This window comes from Drouetiella sp., assembly GCF_059504425.1.
The window spans coordinates 39,229-60,370 of sequence record NZ_JCACIN010000009.1 but is presented as its reverse complement, the minus strand read 5'-3'; the positions used below and the strand labels follow the sequence as shown (position 1 = coordinate 60,370).

Sequence of the window (21,142 nt, the reverse complement as noted above, 5' to 3'; positions counted from 1 at the left end):
TCACTTCATGCAGCAACTAACTTTTACTGGCTAGTAGAGCGACTGCGATCGCTCCATGGCGGTGGAAAGGGCTGATTCAAACAGCTCTATTGCCATCTCTAGAGTGTAGCTTGTGGCTTTTGTGTAGGCAGTATTAGACATAGCCTTCCACTGATCTTCTGAAATTTGACAGATTTTGACGATTGCCCGTGCCATGTCTACTGGATTTTCCAGATCAACCAGCACTCCTGCCCCTCCTGAAAGTAGTTCAGGGGCAGCTCCTGCAGGGGTACCAATGACTGGGGTGCGGCAAGCCATAGCTTCCAAAATAGGCAATCCATATCCCTCAATACGGCTGCCAAAGAGCCAAGCATCACACTCAGAATAAATTTTTTTGAGCTGTTCTTGAGAGGGACTGAGGTGGAACTCTGTATCCGCAGGTAGGGGTAAATCAGGTGTAGGTTGCTCGCTACCAAAAGATACAAGGCGCAAATCAGGTATTTGCTGAGCAGCGATCGAGAAGGCTGCCAGACTAATATCACACCCCTTCCAGGGAATGTCAGAATAGGTCAAACCTACAGTAGGAAATGGCTGTTTACCACGAGGAGGAGCAAAAAATTGGGTGGTGTCAACGCTATTGGGTACCAGAGAAACATGAGGATCTTCGTACTGAGTTTTCATCAAGTCTACGAGCCATTGTGCGATCGTAATTTTGTGCAAAGGCAGTCGGTAGCTTGCTTCAACCTTTTCTTTAGGTAAATAGTCAAAAACCTCGTGATGCTGGATAAAGTACGCCTTTGCCCCCTTACCTGGAGAGAGATTGGCTACCCATTCAGCCGTTTCCCACCAAGTTGCAATCACAACATCCGCATCAGGCAGATCATTATCTCCAACCGGACCAAAGTGGTTAGTCAGGCGACAAGGAACATCTAGATGATCGAAATGAGAAGGATATTTTTTCTTATCTGGTAGCCATCCCTGACCCTTCAGGAGAGAACGTACGCGTTCAGACAATGTAACTGGGATGCGAGGGCGAGAAACCACCAGAACATCGTGACCTCGCTTGTGCAGACCTTCAGCGTAGGTTGCCACCACGCGATCTCCACCTGTGAGCGTAAACCCACTTGCCATAACAAACGTAATTTTCATAATGATCGGCAGAGCATTGCACTCAAAGTTCTCACATTAACAAAGCTTAACTTGCACCCTAGCAGACCTTACCTAATATCTCCAGGCTAAAGGTACAGCGCTCCATAGCAGGGTTTGAAGGAGGAGAGAGGCTATGCAGAATTAGTAGTGGATTGACCATAAAGTTCCCATTTAGTCTGAGAAACAAGCGGAGCTGTCTTGTGAAATACCGACTGAAACACCGATACTTACGCCTTAGCTCTAGATAGCGGCAAGGGCATTAAAGCAGACGGTAGAACAAACAGTAGACATAGAGCCAGTTGTCCGATTGTCTTAGCAACCATTGCTGTGGGCGGGTGAGTTTGGTGGGTGACTAAGATAATGAGTGCAGAAGCAGTTAGCAAGCCTAAGAGACAGCTGCGAATCAGCCCTTGCTCAGAGATTTGCCGGACTGCACTGCCGATTCTATCCATCCGAGCAGCAAGAAAAAAGCTGAGGGCAAGGATGGCGATCATCACCCAATAATATGCCGCAGGCTGAATTGCTCGCAGTCCTAGCCAAAACCCTGTGTCAATGAGGAAGTAATGGATAGGAACGATAGCAAGGGAGCTAATGCCCTTTAGCGACAAGAACCGAGGCCCAAATTGGGGGCAGAGATTGCTACAAAGCATGAGTGAAAAAGCAACACAGACTGCAAGGGCAGTAAAGCTAATGATATAAAATGCTAGGCTCACCGTTCCCCACCGGAAGAAAACGGCTCCTTTGAGCGCCAGATACACAGCAATTATTCCTGGTACGATCGCTACCGCCAGCAGACCTAGAGCTGCCCTCCATCGCTGCTCCTCAACCCTAGACCTGAAACGATCGATCGCAACACCTACCAAATATCCCAGGAATGGATAGGCAAGCCACGGAGCCAAAGGATAGGAAACACCTGGCGTAATCTCAGTTCCCAGCAGAAAGCTTAAACCCCAGATTTGCTGATCATAGCCAAACTCATGGGCGATCGGTCCAATCAGATAGCGCAGTAAGGAAACTGCACCCAAGCCAACTGCACTAGCCACAACAGGTGATTTTGAATTTCTAACACATTCCAAGATCAATATACATAGACCAATGAAACTTAAGAAATCAAGTCGCCACCAGCTGCCTCCGCTCCATGCCATCAAGAAATCAGCCAGCACTAGAATCCCAACTTTGTTAATGACGCTAAACCAGCGGCTTGCTTGTTTTTTCTGACCGGACTGAATCCCAGCCCCCACACCTGTGATAAAGAAAAACATTACGGGTGCGAAACTGCCGACAAAGAGCACTGCTTCTGTGAGGCCGCTTTCAGTATGTTGAGGACTGAGAAACTTAACGCCAACGTGATTGGCGATCATCATGACAGCGGCAATGCCTCGTAAGACATCAAGTTCTCTCCAGTGCCCTTGAACTTTGCCCTTGTCGGCTGTATCGGCATTCGATCGCGTCATATATCGCGTCATATGTAGTGAGGTGACTTTGATAGGCTGACCCAAAGTTTCAAACTGATGACTTTCAAACTGATGACATCGTGGCTATCCTAGCCTAGCCTCAAGCCAGGATGCAGCTATCTATAAACTCTTCATCAGGGGGTTGATAATTGTAAGGCGGAAGCTCATGAAATTACCTAGTGCATCCGTTGCCACCTGAATCTTGGTACTCAATCCACCTTTGGTGAAGCCAATGGCTTCTGATTCTCCCTCTTCGCGAAGCCCCGCAGGATATTGTCTGTTCAAGGGATTTCTATAGCGCTACGCGCTTAGATCCAATGAGTTATTTTTTGAGAGCCGCGCTCCGCGCGGCTCTCAAAAAATAACTCGTCCTAAACTCAATTACGTAGGGCTATATTATCAATGTCAAATATTTCGATTTGTAAAAAGTATGGAGTACTAGGCACTTTATTTGCTGATGGCTGAGCGTGAAAAGCAGACGGATAAAGGCTTTGAATTTTGAATTATTGTAAACCTGCGCTGAGTTCGACCGGATTACAGATCTATAATGCTCGTCAGTACCTCCCCAAGCCGTTGATGTTGCGCTGAGAAATCTTGGATCTGTTCTTAAGACCTAATCCAGAATCTCACAGGCGGTTAACTGCAACCCGTTTTTTCGAGAGCCAATGTAGGCTTCAGACTGATCGACGCTCCCCCCTGAGTCTGAAGCCTGCTTGGTAAGTCGCTATCATCTGATACGTTTTTAGAAAAACGCTGCTGTTAGACGCGAACTTAGGCGGTTTGGGAATAGGATTTATCTCGTCCTTGTCTAGAGAGGAGAGTCTCGAATGACAACTACCCCACGCGGGCAGTCGGAAAAGGTAAAAGTTGTGGTAGACAGAGATCCGGTACCTACTTCTTTTGAGAAGTGGGCTCAGCCAGGTCACTTCGATCGCACGCTAGCTAAGGGTCCGAAAACAACGACCTGGATCTGGAACCTTCACGCTGATGCCCACGATTTTGATAGCCACACCAGTGATTTAGAAGACATATCCCGTAAAATTTTCAGCGCTCACTTTGGTCATTTGGCCGTTGTGTTTGTCTGGCTCAGCGGCATGTACTTTCATGGCGCTAAATTTTCAAATTACGAATCTTGGCTGGCAGATCCCCTCAGCATTAAGCCTAGTGCTCAGGTGGTTTGGCCCATTTTTGGTCAAGAAATTTTGAATGCAGATGTTGGCGGCGGCTTTCACGGAATCCAGATTACGTCTGGACTGTTTCAACTGTGGAGAGCTTCCGGGTTTACCAATACCTACCAGCTTTACTGCACCGCGATCGGCGGTCTAGTAATGGCGGGTCTGATGCTGTTCGCCGGCTGGTTCCACTACCACAAGGCTGCTCCAAAACTGGAGTGGTTCCAGAATGTGGAATCAATGATGAACCATCACTTGGCTGGATTGCTGGGTCTGGGCTGCCTCGGATGGGCAGGGCACCAGATTCACGTCTCTCTGCCAATTAACAAGCTGATGGATGCGGGTGTCGCCATTAAGGACATTCCGTTGCCGCATGAGTTTATTCTCAACCCCAGTTTGATGACGGATCTCTATCCCAGTGTGGATTGGGGCTTCCCTAGCGGCTTAATTCCCTTTTTCACGTTGAACTGGGGCGCATACGCTGATTTCCTCACCTTCAAAGGTGGCCTGAATCCGGTAACGGGTGGTCTGTGGCTCTCTGATACAGCGCATCACCATTTGGCTTTGGCGGTGCTATTTATCATTGCGGGTCACATGTACCGTACCAACTGGGGTATCGGTCACAGCATGAAGCAGATCTTGGAAGCTCACAAAGGTCCGTTTACGGGTGAAGGTCACAAGGGTCTCTACGAAATCTTGACGACCTCCTGGCATGCACAGCTCGCTATTAACCTGGCGATGTTGGGTTCGGTCACGATCATTGTGGCTCAGCATATGTACGCCATGCCTCCCTATCCGTACATGGCGACTGATTATCCTACTCAGATTTCGCTGTTTACTCACCACATGTGGATTGGCGGCTTTCTGATTGTGGGTGCGTCTGCTCACGGCGCGATCTTCATGGTGCGGGATTACGATCCGGCTCAAAACGTCAATAACTTGCTCGATCGCGTTTTGCGTCAGCGAGATGCGTTGATTTCTCACCTCAACTGGGTCTGTATTTTCTTGGGCTTCCATAGCTTTGGTCTATACATTCACAACGACACGATGAGTGCTTTGGGTCGCCCTCAAGACATGTTCTCGGATACGGCGATTCAGCTCCAGCCTGTGTTTGCTCAGTGGATTCAAAATCTGCATACGCTGGCACCAGGCGCAACGGCTCCGAATGCGATCGCTCCCGCTAGCTATGCTTTTGGCGGCGGTGTGGTTGCAGTCGGCGGTAAGGTGGCTATGATGCCGATCGCCCTAGGCACGGCAGATTTCATGGTTCACCACATCCATGCCTTCACGATTCACGTCACGGTTTTGATTCTGCTAAAGGGTGTGCTGTATGCCCGTAGCTCTCGTCTGATCCCAGACAAAGCTAATCTGGGCTTCCGCTTCCCTTGTGATGGCCCCGGTCGGGGTGGCACCTGCCAGGTTTCTGGTTGGGATCACGTCTTCCTCGGTCTGTTCTGGATGTACAATGCCATCTCGGTTGTAATTTTCCACTTTAGCTGGAAGATGCAGTCAGATGTCTGGGGCACGGTTGGCTCGGATGGTACGGTGACGCACATTACGGGCGGAAACTTTGCTCAAAGTGCCATTACGATTAACGGCTGGCTGCGTGACTTCCTCTGGGCACAGGCGGCTCAAGTGATTGGCTCTTATGGATCGGCACTTTCGGCTTACGGTCTAATGTTCTTAGGCGCACACTTCATCTGGGCGTTCAGCCTGATGTTCTTGTTCAGCGGTCGGGGCTATTGGCAAGAGCTGATCGAATCGATCGTTTGGGCCCACAGTAAGCTGAGGGTGTCTCCTGCAATCCAACCTCGCGCTCTGAGCATCATTCAGGGTCGTGCGGTGGGGGTTGCTCACTTCTTGCTTGGAGGAATTGCGACCACCTGGGCGTTCTTCCTGGCTCGGATTATTGCAGTAGGCTAGCGTTGGCTGATCGCTAATCTCTCTAGATTAAGTGTGGGCATAGGTTAATCTATGCCCTTTATCTAACTCAGGGAAATTAGGCGAGAGGCGATCGCTAATTGAGAACTTCAATTAGGACTTATGGCAACAAAATTCCCAAAATTTAGCCAGGATTTGGCTCAGGACCCGACCACGCGTCGGATCTGGTATGGGATTGCCACCGCCCACGACTTTGAAAGCCATGACGGCATGACGGAAGAGAATCTTTACCAAAAGATTTTTGCTTCCCACTTCGGTCATATAGCAATCATCTTCTTGTGGACTTCCGGCAACCTATTCCACGTCGCCTGGCAAGGTAACTTTGAACAGTGGATTAAAGACCCTCTGAACGTTCGCCCGATCGCCCATGCGATTTGGGATCCTCACTTCGGTCAAGCAGCGGTAGATGCCTTCACCCGTGCAGGTGCTTCTAACCCTGTCAACATTGCTTATTCTGGTGTCTACCACTGGTGGTACACCCAGGGGATGCGGACGAATGCTGACCTGTACCAAGGCTCTATCTTCTTGCTATTCCTGGCGGCAGTGATGCTGTTTGCAGGCTGGCTGCACCTTCAGCCGAAGTTTCGCCCTAGCTTGTCCTGGTTTAAGAATGCAGAGTCTCGCCTTAACCACCACCTAGCGGGTCTATTTGGCGTTAGCTCTTTGGCTTGGACAGGGCACATGGTTCACGTTGCCATTCCCGAATCGCGGGGTGTGCATGTGGGCTGGGACAACTTCCTATCGGTGAAGCCTCATCCTGAAGGTTTGATGCCCTTCTTTACCGGAAATTGGGGCGTGTATGCCCAAAATCCGGATAGTGCGAACCATATTTTTGGCACCTCTCAGGGCGCTGGAACTGCAATTCTCACTTTCTTGGGTGGCTTCCATCCTCAAACTGAGTCGCTGTGGTTGACGGATATTGCGCATCACCATCTGGCGATCGCCGTTCTGTTCATCATTGCGGGTCACATGTACCGCACCAACTTTGGTATTGGTCACAGCATCAAAGAAATGCTGGATTCTAAGAAGGGTCTGCTCAGCGCCAAGAGTGAAGGTCAGTTCAACCTGCCTCACCAAGGTCTGTACGACACTCTGAACAATTCGCTGCATTTCCAGTTGGCACTGGCATTGGCTGCGCTGGGCGTAATCACGTCTTTAGTGGCTCAGCACATGTACTCGCTGCCTCCTTATGCCTTTATGGCACGGGATTACACGACTCAGGCGGCGCTTTACACCCATCACCAGTACATTGCTGGTTTCATTATGGTGGGGGCGTTTGCTCACGGCGCGATTTTCTTGGTGCGGGATTACGATCCGGCTCAGAACAAGGGCAACGTGCTCGATCGCGTTCTGAACCACAAAGAGGCAATCATCTCTCACTTGAGCTGGGTATCTCTGTTCTTGGGCTTCCATACGCTGGGTATCTACGTCCACAACGACGTGATGCAGGCCTTTGGTACGCCTGAGAAGCAAATCTTGATTGAGCCTGTGTTCGCACAGTTTATTCAAGCTTCCCATGGCAAGCTGCTGTATGGCTTTGATACATTGCTCTCAAACCCTGACAGCATTGCTTCGACGGCTTGGCCCAATCACGGCAACGTGTGGCTGGCTGGCTGGCTAGATGCCATCAACAGCGGCAAGAACTCTTTGTTCTTGACCATTGGACCTGGCGACTTCTTGGTTCACCATGCGATCGCTCTGGGTCTACACACCACCACCTTAATCTTGGTTAAGGGTGCGTTGGATGCTCGTGGCTCCAAGCTGATGCCCGATAAGAAAGACTTTGGCTATGCCTTCCCTTGTGATGGTCCCGGTCGTGGTGGTACTTGCGATATCTCAGCTTGGGATTCCTTCTACCTCGCCATGTTCTGGATGCTGAACACTTTAGGTTGGGTCACCTTCTACTGGCATTGGAAACACCTGGCGGTCTGGAGCGGCAACGTGGCTCAGTTCAATGAGTCTTCAGTGACGATCATGGGCTGGCTGCGGGACTACCTCTGGCTCAACTCTTCGCAGTTGATCAACGGGTACAACCCCTATGGCATGAATAACCTGGCGGTCTGGGCTTGGATGTTCCTATTTGGACACTTGGTTTGGGCGACGGGCTTCATGTTCCTGATCTCTTGGAGAGGTTATTGGCAGGAGCTAATCGAAACGATCGTTTGGGCACATGAGCGGACTCCGCTGGCGAACTTGGTTCGTTGGAAGGATAAGCCTGTGGCGATGTCGATCGTTCAAGGTCGCGTGGTTGGCTTAGCTCACTTTACGATCGGCTATGTCTTAACCTACGCTGCCTTCTTGATCGCTTCGACAGCAAGTCGATACGGTTGATCGGTCAGTGTTGAATAGATGAATGAAGTCCCCTGCTGAAAAGCAGGGGACTTTTTTACGGGGCTAAGTATTGAGTTAATCGATGAACTTGAAGTCGGCGTTTAATTGAGCATTTACTAATACCAATTTAAATTGATGAGGCAGCAGATGATTTTCGAGAGCCGCGCTCCGCGCGGCTCTCGAAAATCATCTGCCCTGTTTGGGTCTTAAATTAGTATAAGTTTTGAACAATACCAATCTGATCTCTGTTGCCAAACGCGTCTATGTAATAAATTTCAGTATCTTTGGCGCTAGCGCCAAAGATACTGAAGTGTGCTTCAGATCATATCGGCTAATTTTGCCTTTCACTTCAATTCATTTACTGGGTTTCAATCTTGGATGACTGCATAGCTATTTTCAACGTAGGAAGCGCCCCAGACACCGCCTAATATGAAGTAATCGCTACCTGTTTTGCCTCCATCAGGTTATCGAACTGTAAGTCGTTGGTTCGTACGGTGCCGTACCCATTGAGAGGATAAGTATAGGTATGGATTATTCGATCGCCCAAACTACTCTCAAGCAAGCTGATCCGATCTTGGGAACAGTGATCGATCGCGTAGGAAACTGCACGTTGAATCAGGAGCCGCACCAAGGTGAACTGCTTGACGCTCTGGCAAGGTCTATTATTTATCAGCAGCTTTCTGGCAAGGCAGCTGCCGCAATTCATCGCCGCTTTCTTCAGCTTTACCCTGAACTTAATTTGCTTACCGCAGAAGCCATCCTCAGTACCTCAGATGAGACTCTTCGGAGTGTAGGGCTGTCCCGCTCCAAAGTGCTGTACATCAAAGACTTGGCGCAAAGAATCCAGGTGGGGCTGCCGCCGATCGCTCACCTAGAAACTCTAGACAATGAGTCAATCATTCAGTTACTGACGCAGGTTAAAGGCATTGGGCGTTGGACAGTGCAAATGCTGCTGATTTTTCGTCTGCACCGCTGGGACGTTTTGCCTGTCGATGATTTGGGCATTCGCTCAGCTATCCGCAAGCTTTATGGGCTGGAAGAATTGCCAGATAAGAAAACCGTTGAGCGAATTGGACAAGTCTGGAAGCCTTACCAGACGATCGCCTCCTGGTATCTTTGGCGCAGTTTAGACTGAGGGATAGCAGCCCTCGTCTAAATCTCGTCATGAACTGTAGAGGACAAAGTTTCTGGGTCTAAGGTGGGGCGATCGGGCGCATACTCAATCAGGTCGAAGGGTGTGCAGTTTAGATGGGTGCAGAGCGCATTGAGCATATCTCCACCGATGCGCGGCATTTTGTCTTGATTTTTGAGAGATGAGATGGCATTTGGGTGAACACCAATAAGTTCGGCTAAGCGTTTGTTGGTCATACGCTGCCTTGCCATTACTTCTCTTAGTCGCCAGCGGACGGTCAATTTCTGAATCTCACAGAGATTATTAAGCTTGTGCCTACACAAATAAGAGCTGGAGGTACATAAATAATCAGCAGTAGACCAATGTTTAACTTTTTTAGTACATGGTCGAACTGTGTGATAATATTTAACCAACTAGCAAGCCAGTGCGTCCCCTGGAAAGTTCTGCACTGGCTCTAGCTCCAACTTGCAATGGAGACAATTTATTATGACCTATGAACGTCGCATCAAGCGATGGATTGTCGTGCGGATGTTGCCGAATTTGCGGCATGTCTATGTGGCTCGGTTTTACAGATTCTCGGATGCTGAGGGCTATGCCCAAGTTTTGCGGCAGCTCCATCCCCAAGCACGATATGAGGTGATGTTTGATGGGGGAGAGGGCTAGAGGTAAAGTCAGCGGCTTCCGCCCTCAAAACAACCACGATCGCCTTTCAACCCTCATTCTCCAGCCTCACAACTCGAAACTTTCGGTTTGAAGCAGAAAACTCTGGCTTTGTGTTCAATTGATCTTATACCAGTTTGAATTAGAACCACGACAGATCCCGGTATGGGCTTGGCAATGCCAAGCCCCTTCTGAGGTTCGATGTGCCCACAAATTCGTTTAAATCAGCATTACTTACAGCGAGAGAAATCTCGCTTTTTGCTCAGTCGATCGTCTTTTCAGCTAAAACAACCGCACTTCTTGCTCAAAACCGTGCCCTTACTGGGGAGCAGTTGTCACACAGTTAAGCATTCTCAACGTTGCCGCCGCTGCATAGTTGCGCTGAGCTTCCGCATTAGGGGCAAAGTTGGTGCCGATCTCGTTGTAGGGCGAAGCTACGCCGCAATAGGTAGACATGGCGCTGATCAGAGCTTCGCCCCAGTGCCCTGAAATATCGGTAAACGGCTGAGGGGCTTGGGTAGAGGGTAGATCAGGACTCAGTTGACGGAGCGATCGCCCATATTCGGCAGTGCGGCTCAAGATCGCCATCATCTCGGCACGGGTGACGGGATTGGTCGGACGGAAGGTGCCATCTTCGTAACCGCTAACGATGTTGTTGCGGCGGGCAAATTCAATCTTGGCGGCGCTCCAGCGAGTCATTTCCACATCGCCATAGGGGGCAGATGCCGCAGTGCTAGGTACAGTCAAGGTGACTCCCGGCAGCGTCTTCAAGGACTCTAACGCCATAGATACCAACTGCTCACGGGTGAGCGATCGCTGGGGACGAAACGTACCGTCCTCAAACCCAGCAATAAAGCCGAGCTGAACGGCTTGCTGAATTTCGGTGGCGTAAGTATCGCCGCCCACATCCCTGAAGGTCAGCGTGTTGGGGTTAGGCGGCGGTACAGGAGTCGGCACGGGCGCATAGGCAATCGGGCTAGGAGGGAAAGTGCCCTCATAGGTGAGATAGATATGCCCTAAGGGGCGATCGTCCAGCACACGGCGAGTAAATCGCCAGCCCGGATTGAGCCTAATCTCAGTAAAGTCAGCACTCAGTCCGTTAGCATGACCAATATCAAATTCGGGGTTGGGGCATTTACTGCGATCGGGATTGTAGCAGCCGAGCGGATCGCCCACTAGCACTAGATTTTGGTTGCGGCGAATCACGCGAACGCTATAGGCCAGAGCCAAGTCTTGACCATTGACTCGAATCGAGTAGCCGTTGGCATCGATGCTGCGTCCACAGATCCCGTTGAAGTCAAAAGTCCGCAACACCGGATCAACAATAATCGGGGTGCCCCCCAAAACATTCCAGCAGGGGCGTGTGTCCTTTACCTGCTCCAGAATCAAGAGCTGGTGAGCTGTTCCACCGGAGTAGGGAGCAGCGATCGCAATGAAACGGCTTTGCTCAACTTCTTGTTGTCCAAATCCAGCGGCAAGGGCGTAAGAGGCTGTCCAGGCGGTGCTCAAGGTGGCGACGGCAACCGCAGTTAGGCGTTGAATCAGCAGGTTCATACAGTGAGAAATTCCAGCAATTTGGCAATTGAAAGTGAATAGATGACTCCTCAGCCTTGAGAAGCTTAGCGGTCAGTCGATCAGAAGTCAACCGCAGGCGCTTCGGGCAAATAAACCACTACCGCAGTGCCAGGAGCTTGACTGGAATCTTGACTGGGAGCTTGACTGGGGGCTTGACTGGGAGACTGGTTAAGAGATTGGGGAGCGATCGGCTCATCCCCATCATTAGCTAAGCTACTGGGCTGCGTCAATGCGCAGGTGGCAGCAGGACTAAAGATCTCGATTTCGCCCTGCATTTGCAGAACCAACTCGCGAGCGATCGCCAACCCTATCCCCGACCCTGGAATATCAGTCGCTGCCTGTACCCCTCGATAGTGACGCTCAAACAGACGCTCTAAATCTTGAGGAGGAATACCTGGCCCATTGTCAAAGATAGCGATCGCCTGCCGATGACCCAAAGCCGTTGAGAATCGGTGCACCCTCACCTCAATTTTCCCGTTGGCAGGGGTGTACTTGAGCGAGTTATCAAGCAGATTACTCAACACTTCCCGCAGCGCCCGGACATCCATCTGCACCGGGGGCAGGTCGGGAATATCCGCATTGAGTTCTAGCTGTCGGTCTTGAGCGATCGCTTTTACCGACTCCAGCATCGGCTTTAGCACCTGTGCGATCGAACAAGTTTCCAGACGGATGGATGTGCCGAGCAAGATATGATTGCTAGACGGCTTATTGGGCGAGGCGCTGCCAGACGAGCTGCTACCAGACGAGCCGCCATCCGGCAAATTATCGCCGAGGGCAGCGCTGAGCAAAGGCATAGAGCGCGGGGTCAGCTCTGGACGGGTAGCATCAGGGCTTTCAGAATCGGTCGCGCTAAGCAATCGCCGCAGATCGGTTTCATCAAGATCGATGGCTGCATCAAACTCTTTCAGCAGGTCTTGTAGGCGATCGCTCTCCCGCACAATGCCCTCAGCCGCCGTGTGATTAGCATCTTCAGGGCGAATTCTTCTGGTCAGCAGCTTGCCAAACGTGCGCATGGCAGTCAACGGATTGCGAAACTGATGCAGCAGATTATCAAACAAGTCGCGGCGCTGCTCGCGAAGCAAACGCTGCTGCCGCGAATCTTGCAGGAGCCACTGCGATCGCTGATCTAGCACACACCCCAGCGCCAAAGCCTTGGCAATTTGCTCGATCTGCTCTTGTTCAGCTTCTGTCCAGGCACGATCGGCTCTTGCCGTCACCAGCAAACCCATCACAACCTCCTCGTGAATGATAGGCAGCACAACCTGCTGCTGACGTGAGAAAGATCTGTCCGTCGGTTCTAAAGGACGCTCTGAGGAAAGCGGGTCATAGTGAGAGTCACGAGCGCGATCGTCGGAGCCAGAATAGGGAGGCAACAGAGCAAACTGAGGCGAAGTATGGGGCTGGAGCGATCGCACCTCAGCATTGCCCGTGTAGCTATCGTAGGAGTGGGCACCGTAGGAGCGGCTGTCATAGGACAAATTGCCCCGCGACAGCAAAGAGAGAATTTGCTCCTCACCCCAGCCCGCGACAGCCTCTGGGTAAGCCACCACAGGCACCATTTTGGACTCTGCGACCTCCGTCAACTCTTCAGTCAGATAAATAATACTCAAGGTCGCTTTCAGCCCCTGGGTCAGCAAGGCAACCTGTGACTGGCAAAGTGCAACAAATTCCGAACTGGCGGGCATCAACATGCGATAGGTTAACCTGGCTTCAAAAAACGTTGGCTTAGTAACGTTGGCTTAGTAGCATGGGGCGATCGAATCTGCAATAATTTTTTACGATCGCCCTTAAAATCATCTCTACAAAATATTCAGCACTTTTCGCTAGCTTATACAATTTGACTTTGTAGTCTACACTACGTAATATAAGGTGCCTTTAGCTTTTGTTTCAAAAGTTTAAATGAAGTTGAAATTAAATTTTTAACTCGGTATACTTTGCTCGGTCTAGATTTTGTAACGAAGGTTACAGAGAGCCTGTTTTGGTCACTATAGACACGTTAGGAGGTGGGTTAGGTTGGCAAGAAGACGTAAGCGTAAAAGTCGTCGCCGATTAGAGGGTCGCCGCATCCTGGAATTGGTGCCTCAGTACAGCATTGAGAGCGGTGAAGATAAGCCCGTAACTGCTGCCCGTAAGTTTATTCAATCTGAGGGCATTGCGCCACCCGCACTTTTGCTGGTGAAGCGGAATGAGCATACCACGGATCGATACTTCTGGGCAGAGAAGGGACTATTTGGCGCGCAGTATGTTGAAGAAAATCATTTTCTGTTCCCAAGTTTAAGGGTTCCAGAAGATGAAGAGTCAGATACTCTGGCAGTTGCAGCTCGCTAGTTTCCACAGGTATAAGGAACTGGTTCAGATTCATTCTCCGTCTCAAATTTGCCTCTTTAGTATTCTAAACGTCCATGTATTGATATCACTATTTGATAGCGATACTGCCTCATTTAGGTCTTACTGAGATAGGTCGCCACAAAAAGGTCGAATTATTGAATGGAGAAAAGCTGAGCTGGTTCAAAATCTGAGGTTTTACAGCGTAGGTAACGTGTGCTGCTTAGGTATCGAAAGAATCGAATATTCGACCCAGCGAGCGAGATCAGATTTGACCTCGCTTTGCTGTTTTTATACGTATTAGGATTTATTGGTATTAAGATTTATAACGACAAAGTTTAGGCATACGAAAATTTAGATATCGGAACAGCGCTATAGAAACACTGGAATTAGGAGTAAGAGTCATGAACCAAATTAAAACCATTGGGCTATTGGGTCTGCTGAGCGGATTGTTTGTTGGGATTGGCTACTACTTGGGCGGAGCTAGTGGCGCGTTAATGGGGCTAGTGTTTGCGGCAGTTACGAACTTATTTTCCTGGTACTCATCCGATAAAATTGCGCTTGCCGCCTACCAGGCGCAACCCCTAGAACCTACCGACGCACCCGAACTGTATGCCAGCGTCAAGAAGCTCTGCGATCGCGCTGAACTGCCCATGCCCAAGCTGTACTTAATTCCCACCGAAGGTGCAAACGCCTTTGCCACCGGACGTGACCCGCAACACGCCGCCGTTGCCGTCACCCAAGGCATCGTCAATATGCTGCCCAGCGACGAGCTAGAAGCCGTCATTGCCCATGAGCTAACCCATGTCAAAAACCGTGACACCCTAACCCAAGCCGTTGCCGCCACCGTTGCTGGAGCCATTTCCTACCTGGCACAAGTGCTGCAATTTGGCGCGATGTTTGGCGGCATGTCCCGGAACGATCGCCAAGGCAACAGCAACCCGATCGCCCTAATCGCCACCATTTTTCTAGCCCCCCTAGCCGCCAGCGTCATCCAAATGGCGATCTCCCGCACCCGCGAATTTGAAGCCGATGCCGGATCAGCCCGGATCACAGGCAACCCCCGCGCCCTAGCTCGTGCCCTACAGCGCCTCGAAGCCAGCGCCCGTCAGATGCCGATCGCCGCCAACCCCGCCTTCGAGCCGCTCCTAATCGTCAATGCCTTACCCAAGCAAACCTTCGGCAACCTCTTCTCCACCCATCCCACCACAGAAGCCCGGATCGAGAACTTATTGAGAATAGAAAAGGAGCTGTCAGGTCAATCTAGCAGCAACCTACCTGAGTCGCCGCTGAGCTTCTAGTGATCTGTCAATTATTGGTAAAGGGGTAGAGGGGTAGATGTTTTGGAAGCCGCAGTATATTTACGCCCGATCGCCCCACGCATGCAAAGCGCCCCCTGCCGCATATCTAGTGCCTTATGTGGAGGGGGTGTGGGGGACGCACCCGTCCCCTGCCGGGGGTTTGGGGGAGACCCCCAAGGCTGTTGGCTATTTCCCAGCCCGTCCATCCCCTACAGGCAAACTCTCCACCCCAAATTTAGGCAAGGAAAGGATTTTATTTCATAACCCAACCCTTCCCCAGATAGAATAGGGCTGACAGCTAGCTATCCCCTATCCCATTAGCCTCTATGCGTACCCACTACTGCGGTCAACTTCGAGCCGAACATGTCGGACAAACCGTCACCCTGTTTGGTTGGGTCGATCGCCGCCGGGATCATGGAGGTGTCATATTCATCGACTTGCGCGATCGCTCCGGCATCTCCCAAATCGTCAGCGACCCCGAACGCACCCCAGAGTCCTACCTTCCTGCCGGAGACTTGCGGAACGAATACGTCGTCAAAATCACAGGTCGCGTTACCCAGCGCCCCCCCGACTCCCTTAACCCCCGCATTCCCACAGGCGAAGTCGAAATCTACGCCGATCAGATCGAGCTGCTCAACGCCGTCCGCAAGCCCCTTCCCTTCCAGATTTCTGTCTCAGAAACCGAGTCTGTGCGGGAAGAATTGCGTCTGAAATATCGCTACCTGGATTTGCGCCGCGAACGCATGAGCCACAACTTGCAGCTTCGCCATCAGGTGATCAAAGCCATCCGTCGTTTCCTGGAAGATCAAGAAGGCTTTATCGAAGTCGAAACCCCGATCCTGACGCGATCGACCCCCGAAGGAGCCAGAGATTATCTGGTGCCTAGCCGCGTCAATCCCGGCGAATTCTATGCCCTCCCCCAATCGCCCCAACTCTTCAAGCAGTTGCTAATGGTGTCAGGATTCGATCGCTACTACCAGGTGGCTCGCTGCTTTCGAGACGAGGACTTGAGAGCCGATCGCCAGCCCGAATTCACCCAGCTCGACATGGAAATGAGCTTCATGGATCAGGAAGAGGTGCTAGCCCTCAACGAAAAGCTCGTTTGCCATATCTTCAAGCAAGTCAAAGGCATTGACCTCCCCTCCCCCTTCCCCCGTCTCACCTATGCCGAAGCCATGGATCGATACGGCTGCGACAAGCCCGACACTCGCTACGGACTAGAGCTAGTGGATGTCTCGGACTTGATGAAAGACTCCGGCTTCAAGGTCTTCTCAGGGGCAGTTTCTAGCGGCGGTGTGGTCAAAGTGCTGCCGATTCCAGACGGCAATGCGGCGATTTCTAACGTTCGGATTAAGCCAGGGGGCGACTTATTCAGAGAGGCGGCCGAAGCCGGAGCCAAAGGACTTGCCTATATCCGGGTGCGCGAAAACGGCGAAATAGATACGATCGGCGCGATCAAAGATAATCTCAGCGAAGCGCATAAGCAGGCATTGCTAGAGCGCACGGGAGCCACCGAAGGACACCTGCTGCTGTTTGGAGCCGGAGACTCGCCTACCGTCAACAAGACACTCGATCGCATCCGTCAGTTTGTCGCCCGTGAACTCCAGCTCATCGATCCCGAAAAGATTAATCTGCTGTGGGTAACAGAGTTTCCCATGTTTGAATGGAATGCCGATGAACAGCGGCTAGAAGCCATGCACCATCCGTTTACCTCGCCATTCCTAGAAGATGCGCACGATCTGAAGACTGCCCGTGCCCAAGCTTACGACATTGTGTTTAATGGCTTCGAGATTGGCGGCGGCAGTCTGCGGATTTATCAAACTGAGCTTCAGAAGCAGGTATTTGAGGCGATCGGTCTTTCTGATGAAGAAGCCCAAAGCAAGTTTGGCTTTTTGCTAGAAGCCTTTGAGTACGGCACGCCTCCCCACGCCGGAATCGCTTATGGTCTAGACCGACTGGTCATGCTGCTGGCAGGTGAGGAATCGATTCGAGATGCGATCGCCTTCCCCAAAACCCAGCAAGCCCGCTGTCTGCTGACCAATGCCCCCTCCGAGGTCGATGGGAAGCAGCTTAAAGATCTGCATATCGCCACAATTCAAAAGCCCAAGACTTAACTAGCATGGCTTAATCGGGGGATGAATTCGAGAGGGGCACTCCGCGCCCCCCTCACACAAAAATTTACCTCTAAAATTAGCAACGCCGCTTAACTTACCAAAACGACTCAAGATTAAGGAAAAACCCTGCCAGAACTGCCTCACCCGACAAGGTAACTGGCGCTTCTAAAACTTCCTTCTCGCGATTTGACCTGTAAATTTCAACCTGTCGGTCTTGATAGTTGAAGAGCCAACCCAAGCGCGCGCCATTGTCGAGATATTCCTGCATTTTGTCTTGCAGGGGCTTGAGGGCATCGCTAGGAGAGCGGAGTTCAACCACAAAATCTGGGCAGATGGGCGGAAATTTCTCCTTCTGCTCTGGCGTGAGAGTATTCCAGCGCTCGCGGGCAATCCAGGCAACATCAGGCGATCGATTGGCTCCATTAGGAAGCGTGAAGCAGGTAGAGGAGTCAAAAACCTCGCCCAGTTCAGTCTGTTCATTCCAAATGACAAATCGAGCCGTTAGCTTGGCGTTACGTTTGCCCGTTTCCCCTCCGGTAGGCGGCATAAGGATCAACTCTCCGATAGCAGTACGCTCGATTCTCAAGTCACGATTGATCTGACACAGCTCATAAAATTGCTCGTCAGTCAGTTTTGCTGAGGCAGGAACGTTGAGCGTGAGGGACATCATAGGATTAATGGATTTTCACCTATCAGTTTTAATGTCTTGTCTCTTCTATCCATTGTGTGATTCCCTCCGCGATCGCATCCGCCAATTTCTCCTGCTCCTGAGGATTGGTAATCCACTCAAACTCTTCAGGGTTGGTCATGAAGCCCAGCTCTAGCAAAACGGCAGGAGCGACCGTAGGGCGGGTGAGCGCCAGGTTGTCCCAAAAGATGCCATAGGACGGGCGATCGAGACGGGTAACTAACATATTGTGCAGAGAATCCGCAAGGCTATGTGCCTGAGTGTTGTACCAAAATGTGCTGACACCGCGAGTGTTTCGGGCATCACCGCTGTCGGGTAAGGCGTTGTAGTGGAGGCTAATCGCGATCGTCGGCTCCATCTGATTAATCAGGTTAGCGCGATCGTTTGGATACAAATCAACATCCCCCTCACGAGTCATGTAGACCGTTGCGCCCTGGGCAATCAGGCGATCGCGCACCAAATTCGCCATGATCAGCGTCACATCCTTTTCGGGATAGCCCGTCGGCCCTCGCGACCCCAAATCTTCAGGCCCTCCATGCCCTGGGTCAAGCAAGATACTGACACCGGATAGGGGCTTCTGATGGGTCAGTTGGGGCAGATGCTTCAGCGACAGAATCAGCGTGGTGCCTTCGTAGCGCAGCTTGTATCCCCAGGGCTGCGTCTTAAGCTGAAAGGTATACTGTACCTGCCCAGGGGCGATTTGTTGCCAGTCGAGTCGGGCGATCGCCGGATCGGTTTCCAGGGCAATAATATCGGTCTGAGCCGTGGTGTTGTAGAGGGTGAGGGTGAAGGTGCGATCGCCCTGCTGCACGCTCAGCGGCACCGGAACCTGGAGCGGAAAAGCAATTTCCGTCCAGTCGCCCTCTTGGCTAGCACGGACGCTACGGATCAGGGTTTGGGGCAAGACGGCATTAGGAATAATCTGAGTTTCAGCCGCCTTGATCCAGCCGCCGTAGTCGAGCCGCAGCCATTCGCCTTCTTGGGCAGTCACCGCCGCGCGAGTACCTTTAGGTAAGGGCGTGAGCCGGGAGTAATCAGTGCTGGCCCCTGTACGAGCCGTGCCGGATTCGGTAATCACTTCCACAACGGGCAGTGTGGCGGGGGACAGGATTTCGACTTTGCCTTTGCCCTGTTCCCTTACTGTTTCGCCATTGAGCGCAAGCTGAAACAGCGGATAGCCCAAATCGAGGCTCGTAAGACGGTTCCCTCCACTGCTGCTCGCCACGTTACCAGCCTCATACCAGAGTTCGCCCGTGATGCAGCCTTGATAGCTTTGGGCTGTGGTCAGAGTAGGCTGATTTTGCAGCGTCAGAACGGCAGAGTTAGGGGGCAGTTCTGAGATGTTGGACTGCGGAAAAAGCGGGATAGTCTGTTGGTTAAGGGTAACGGCAACCTGGGCATTGGGAGGGGCGATCGCTCCAAAGCAAATTGGCTCACGGGGCAGGCGGGCTATATCAACGGCAGGAGTGAGAGAGCCTTCTGCAAAAGTTCCTACAGGCACAGCAGCACTATCCGCTAACCGCTTGACGCGCAGAGTGACAGCCTGATTTTGATACTTCAGCGTAAACAGATTCTCGCCCACTTGCAGCGGCAAACTAGGGGCAAAATGTCCAGCAGGGCTACGATCGATCGCCATGCCATTGACCGTTACTTCACCTTGAGCCGGAGCCGTGCCAATCAAAAAAATCTGAGCCGAGGTGGTTTCGTGCCCATCGGGTGGGTAAGAAACGAAAAGGGGCTGCTCTGCCCAAGCGGCTGAGGTGATGCCGATCGTACCCATCATTAATCCACTGCCGAATCCTATCCATTTCAAGCCGTGAGTCATGAGGTCGTGCCTTACAGCGCTTTGCGCTTGGTTAAGTATGGGTTATTTTTTTAGAAGCCGCGCGGCTTCTAAAAACAACTGCGGTTTATGCAATTAAAAATTGCTGTGGGAGTTTGCGGTCGCTAAGTCCGTATATCGAGACAGTATACGGGACGGAAGACGGCTATTTTGGCAGTTCCAAGGCTGATTTTCAACTCTTGATCCTGTTTGAGGAGGCGCGATCGAAGCCAAATCAGTTAATCTGATGATGCGCTTGAGAAACGCTATACCCCAGAAATTTCTGGAATGGATTGCTGAAAATGCGATCGCTCAATTGCTTCTGAGCCTAAAATTCTAGACCTAAGACTGCCGAACCTAGACGCATTGCTGTACTTCAACGGATAAATCTCATGAATTCTGATAACCTACTCCAGCTTGCTCAAAAAAGCCTGCGCGTTACTCTAGGCGCAACGGCAACATTTATCGAAACGCTACAAGACCCGCAACAGCGAGATGTTAATCTGGCAAAGCTTAAAACAGAGCTGAGCCAACTCACGGAAGAATGGGAGGCTAAAGGCGAAAGCGCAGAGCGAGAAGCGCGTGGATTTGTAGATTCGCTGATCAATCAAGCTTCTAGTCGAGTCAGCCAACCCAACGCCACCAGCACAGTCTCCACGCTAGCGACTTCAGTTTCACCCGCCGCACAGCAAGACTTACAAGAGCTAACTGAACAAATTGCCGCCCTACGAGCCGAAATAGAAAAGCTACGAGCACAAGACTCATAGCTTCTTCCAAATGGGTACTCTAGATCTTGCCATCTAGTTCTTAGATAGCTGATCGACATATATAGCAACCGCTAAGGCGATTAGGACGGGGCATTTAGGGTGGGGCGCGAAGCGCCTCACCCTAAATGCCTTAAGCAAAAAGTGCCCTAAGCAGGCTGCGACAGCTATAAGCAGCAGATATAGAGTTCTTCTAATCCGCTGAGAAATCCAGACTTTGGAAATCAGCGGAATTTTTGTGCAAAGTTTTGTCTAGTCATTTGTCCAATCTTCACGACCGATCAAATCGCCGATTCGATCTCTCAGAAGGTAGTCATTGTTCTCTAACACGCACTCCACACAAGACCATTCTCGAGCTGGAATATATTTGCAGAGAACATAGATAGGCTGCTGGCGGTTAACTACGCCTGTCTGCACCAACTGACGTGCCTCATCCTGAATCAAACTCATTGAATATTGAAGTACATTAATCATGATTCACCCTCCATTTATCAGACTTGGAAACTGCGACAGAGTGAAGAGTAGAGCTAATGTCTACCCCCGAAAGCTGCCTAATATTTAATTAAATGGCTCACTTTGTGATCCGGTATACTGAATAATTTCTATTCTTGCGCCACTACCCTCCTGATTATATTAATAAACATTGCAAAAGTCACTGAACCTTGACAATGTGATAGCCCCGAAGAAAATTTAGAGGTGGCTGATCTGAAGAATTGCCTGGGATGCTCCCATCTC

The 21,142-nt window shown here is 51.1% G+C and carries 16 protein-coding genes; 8 read left to right on the top strand and 8 right to left on the bottom strand.

The window, feature by feature from the left end:
* Positions 1 to 30: 30 nt before the first annotated feature.
* Positions 31 to 1,128, bottom strand: coding sequence for a glycosyltransferase family 4 protein (locus tag AC5JMP_RS02120; RefSeq protein WP_495849773.1), 1,098 nt, complete (start codon positions 1,126 to 1,128; stop codon positions 31 to 33).
* 227 nt (positions 1,129 to 1,355) lie between these two features.
* Positions 1,356 to 2,594, bottom strand: a complete 1,239-nt coding sequence (locus AC5JMP_RS02115) for a heparan-alpha-glucosaminide N-acetyltransferase domain-containing protein (protein ID WP_495849772.1) — start codon at positions 2,592 to 2,594, stop codon at positions 1,356 to 1,358.
* A gap of 815 nt (positions 2,595 to 3,409) precedes the next feature.
* Here AC5JMP_RS02115 and psaA point away from each other — a divergent pair.
* From psaA to AC5JMP_RS02100, 3 genes are all read left to right on the top strand, one after another.
* Positions 3,410 to 5,677 carry a photosystem I core protein PsaA gene (gene psaA, locus AC5JMP_RS02110; protein WP_495849771.1) on the top strand — a complete coding sequence of 756 codons (2,268 nt, stop codon included), beginning with the start codon at positions 3,410 to 3,412 and terminating at the stop codon, positions 5,675 to 5,677.
* A gap of 120 nt (positions 5,678 to 5,797) precedes the next feature.
* Entirely contained in the window at positions 5,798 to 8,026 is a 2,229-nt protein-coding gene (psaB, locus tag AC5JMP_RS02105) for a photosystem I core protein PsaB (protein WP_495849770.1), read from the top strand.
* A gap of 526 nt (positions 8,027 to 8,552) precedes the next feature.
* Positions 8,553 to 9,161, top strand: a complete 609-nt coding sequence (locus AC5JMP_RS02100) for a DNA-3-methyladenine glycosylase family protein (RefSeq protein WP_495849769.1) — start codon at positions 8,553 to 8,555, stop codon at positions 9,159 to 9,161.
* 17 nt (positions 9,162 to 9,178) lie between these two features.
* On the opposite strand, the gene AC5JMP_RS02095 is transcribed toward AC5JMP_RS02100, so the two are convergent.
* Positions 9,179 to 9,439, bottom strand: a complete 261-nt coding sequence (locus AC5JMP_RS02095) for a helix-turn-helix domain-containing protein (RefSeq protein WP_495849768.1) — start codon at positions 9,437 to 9,439, stop codon at positions 9,179 to 9,181.
* A 205-nt stretch (positions 9,440 to 9,644) separates the two neighbouring features.
* On the opposite strand from AC5JMP_RS02095, the gene AC5JMP_RS02090 reads away from it, so the two are divergent.
* Entirely contained in the window at positions 9,645 to 9,821 is a 177-nt protein-coding gene (locus AC5JMP_RS02090; RefSeq protein ID WP_495849767.1) for a hypothetical protein, read from the top strand.
* A gap of 315 nt (positions 9,822 to 10,136) precedes the next feature.
* Here AC5JMP_RS02090 and AC5JMP_RS02085 read toward each other — a convergent pair whose 3' ends face one another.
* Positions 10,137 to 11,372, bottom strand: a complete 1,236-nt coding sequence (locus AC5JMP_RS02085; protein ID WP_495849766.1) for a DUF3747 domain-containing protein — start codon at positions 11,370 to 11,372, stop codon at positions 10,137 to 10,139.
* Between the two features lie 80 nt (positions 11,373 to 11,452).
* Positions 11,453 to 13,078 (bottom strand): GAF domain-containing sensor histidine kinase, encoded by a 1,626-nt coding sequence (locus AC5JMP_RS02080; protein WP_495849765.1) that lies wholly within the window; start codon positions 13,076 to 13,078, stop codon positions 11,453 to 11,455.
* Positions 13,079 to 13,406: 328 nt separating this feature from the next.
* On the opposite strand from AC5JMP_RS02080, the gene AC5JMP_RS02075 reads away from it, so the two are divergent.
* The 3 genes from AC5JMP_RS02075 (at position 13,407) to aspS (ending at position 17,133) form a co-directional block, all read left to right on the top strand.
* The gene (locus tag AC5JMP_RS02075; protein ID WP_495849764.1) at positions 13,407 to 13,721 is read left to right on the top strand and encodes a DUF3155 domain-containing protein; all 315 of its coding nucleotides are present in this window, start codon (positions 13,407 to 13,409) and stop codon (positions 13,719 to 13,721) included.
* Positions 13,722 to 14,122: 401 nt separating this feature from the next.
* A complete protein-coding gene (locus tag AC5JMP_RS02070) occupies positions 14,123 to 15,019 on the top strand; it encodes a M48 family metalloprotease (protein ID WP_495849763.1) in 897 nt (298 codons plus the stop codon).
* Positions 15,020 to 15,345: 326 nt separating this feature from the next.
* Positions 15,346 to 17,133, top strand: coding sequence for an aspartate--tRNA ligase (aspS, locus tag AC5JMP_RS02065; RefSeq protein ID WP_495849762.1), 1,788 nt, complete (start codon positions 15,346 to 15,348; stop codon positions 17,131 to 17,133).
* A gap of 94 nt (positions 17,134 to 17,227) precedes the next feature.
* Here the strand turns inward: aspS and AC5JMP_RS02060 are convergent, their stop codons facing one another.
* Together AC5JMP_RS02060 and AC5JMP_RS02055 are read right to left on the bottom strand one after the other, a co-directional pair.
* Positions 17,228 to 17,803: a Uma2 family endonuclease gene (locus AC5JMP_RS02060; RefSeq protein ID WP_495849761.1), complete on the bottom strand. Its 576-nt coding sequence runs from the start codon at positions 17,801 to 17,803 to the stop codon at positions 17,228 to 17,230.
* Positions 17,804 to 17,831: 28 nt separating this feature from the next.
* Positions 17,832 to 19,646: an N-acetylmuramoyl-L-alanine amidase gene (locus AC5JMP_RS02055; protein ID WP_495849760.1), complete on the bottom strand. Its 1,815-nt coding sequence runs from the start codon at positions 19,644 to 19,646 to the stop codon at positions 17,832 to 17,834.
* Positions 19,647 to 20,035: 389 nt separating this feature from the next.
* Here AC5JMP_RS02055 and AC5JMP_RS02050 point away from each other — a divergent pair, with 389 nt between their 5' ends.
* Positions 20,036 to 20,410, top strand: coding sequence for a hypothetical protein (locus tag AC5JMP_RS02050; protein ID WP_495849759.1), 375 nt, complete (start codon positions 20,036 to 20,038; stop codon positions 20,408 to 20,410).
* A gap of 249 nt (positions 20,411 to 20,659) precedes the next feature.
* Here the strand turns inward: AC5JMP_RS02050 and AC5JMP_RS02045 are convergent, their stop codons facing one another.
* Entirely contained in the window at positions 20,660 to 20,881 is a 222-nt protein-coding gene (locus AC5JMP_RS02045) for a DUF4327 family protein (RefSeq protein ID WP_495849758.1), read from the bottom strand.
* Positions 20,882 to 21,142 lie beyond the last annotated feature (261 nt).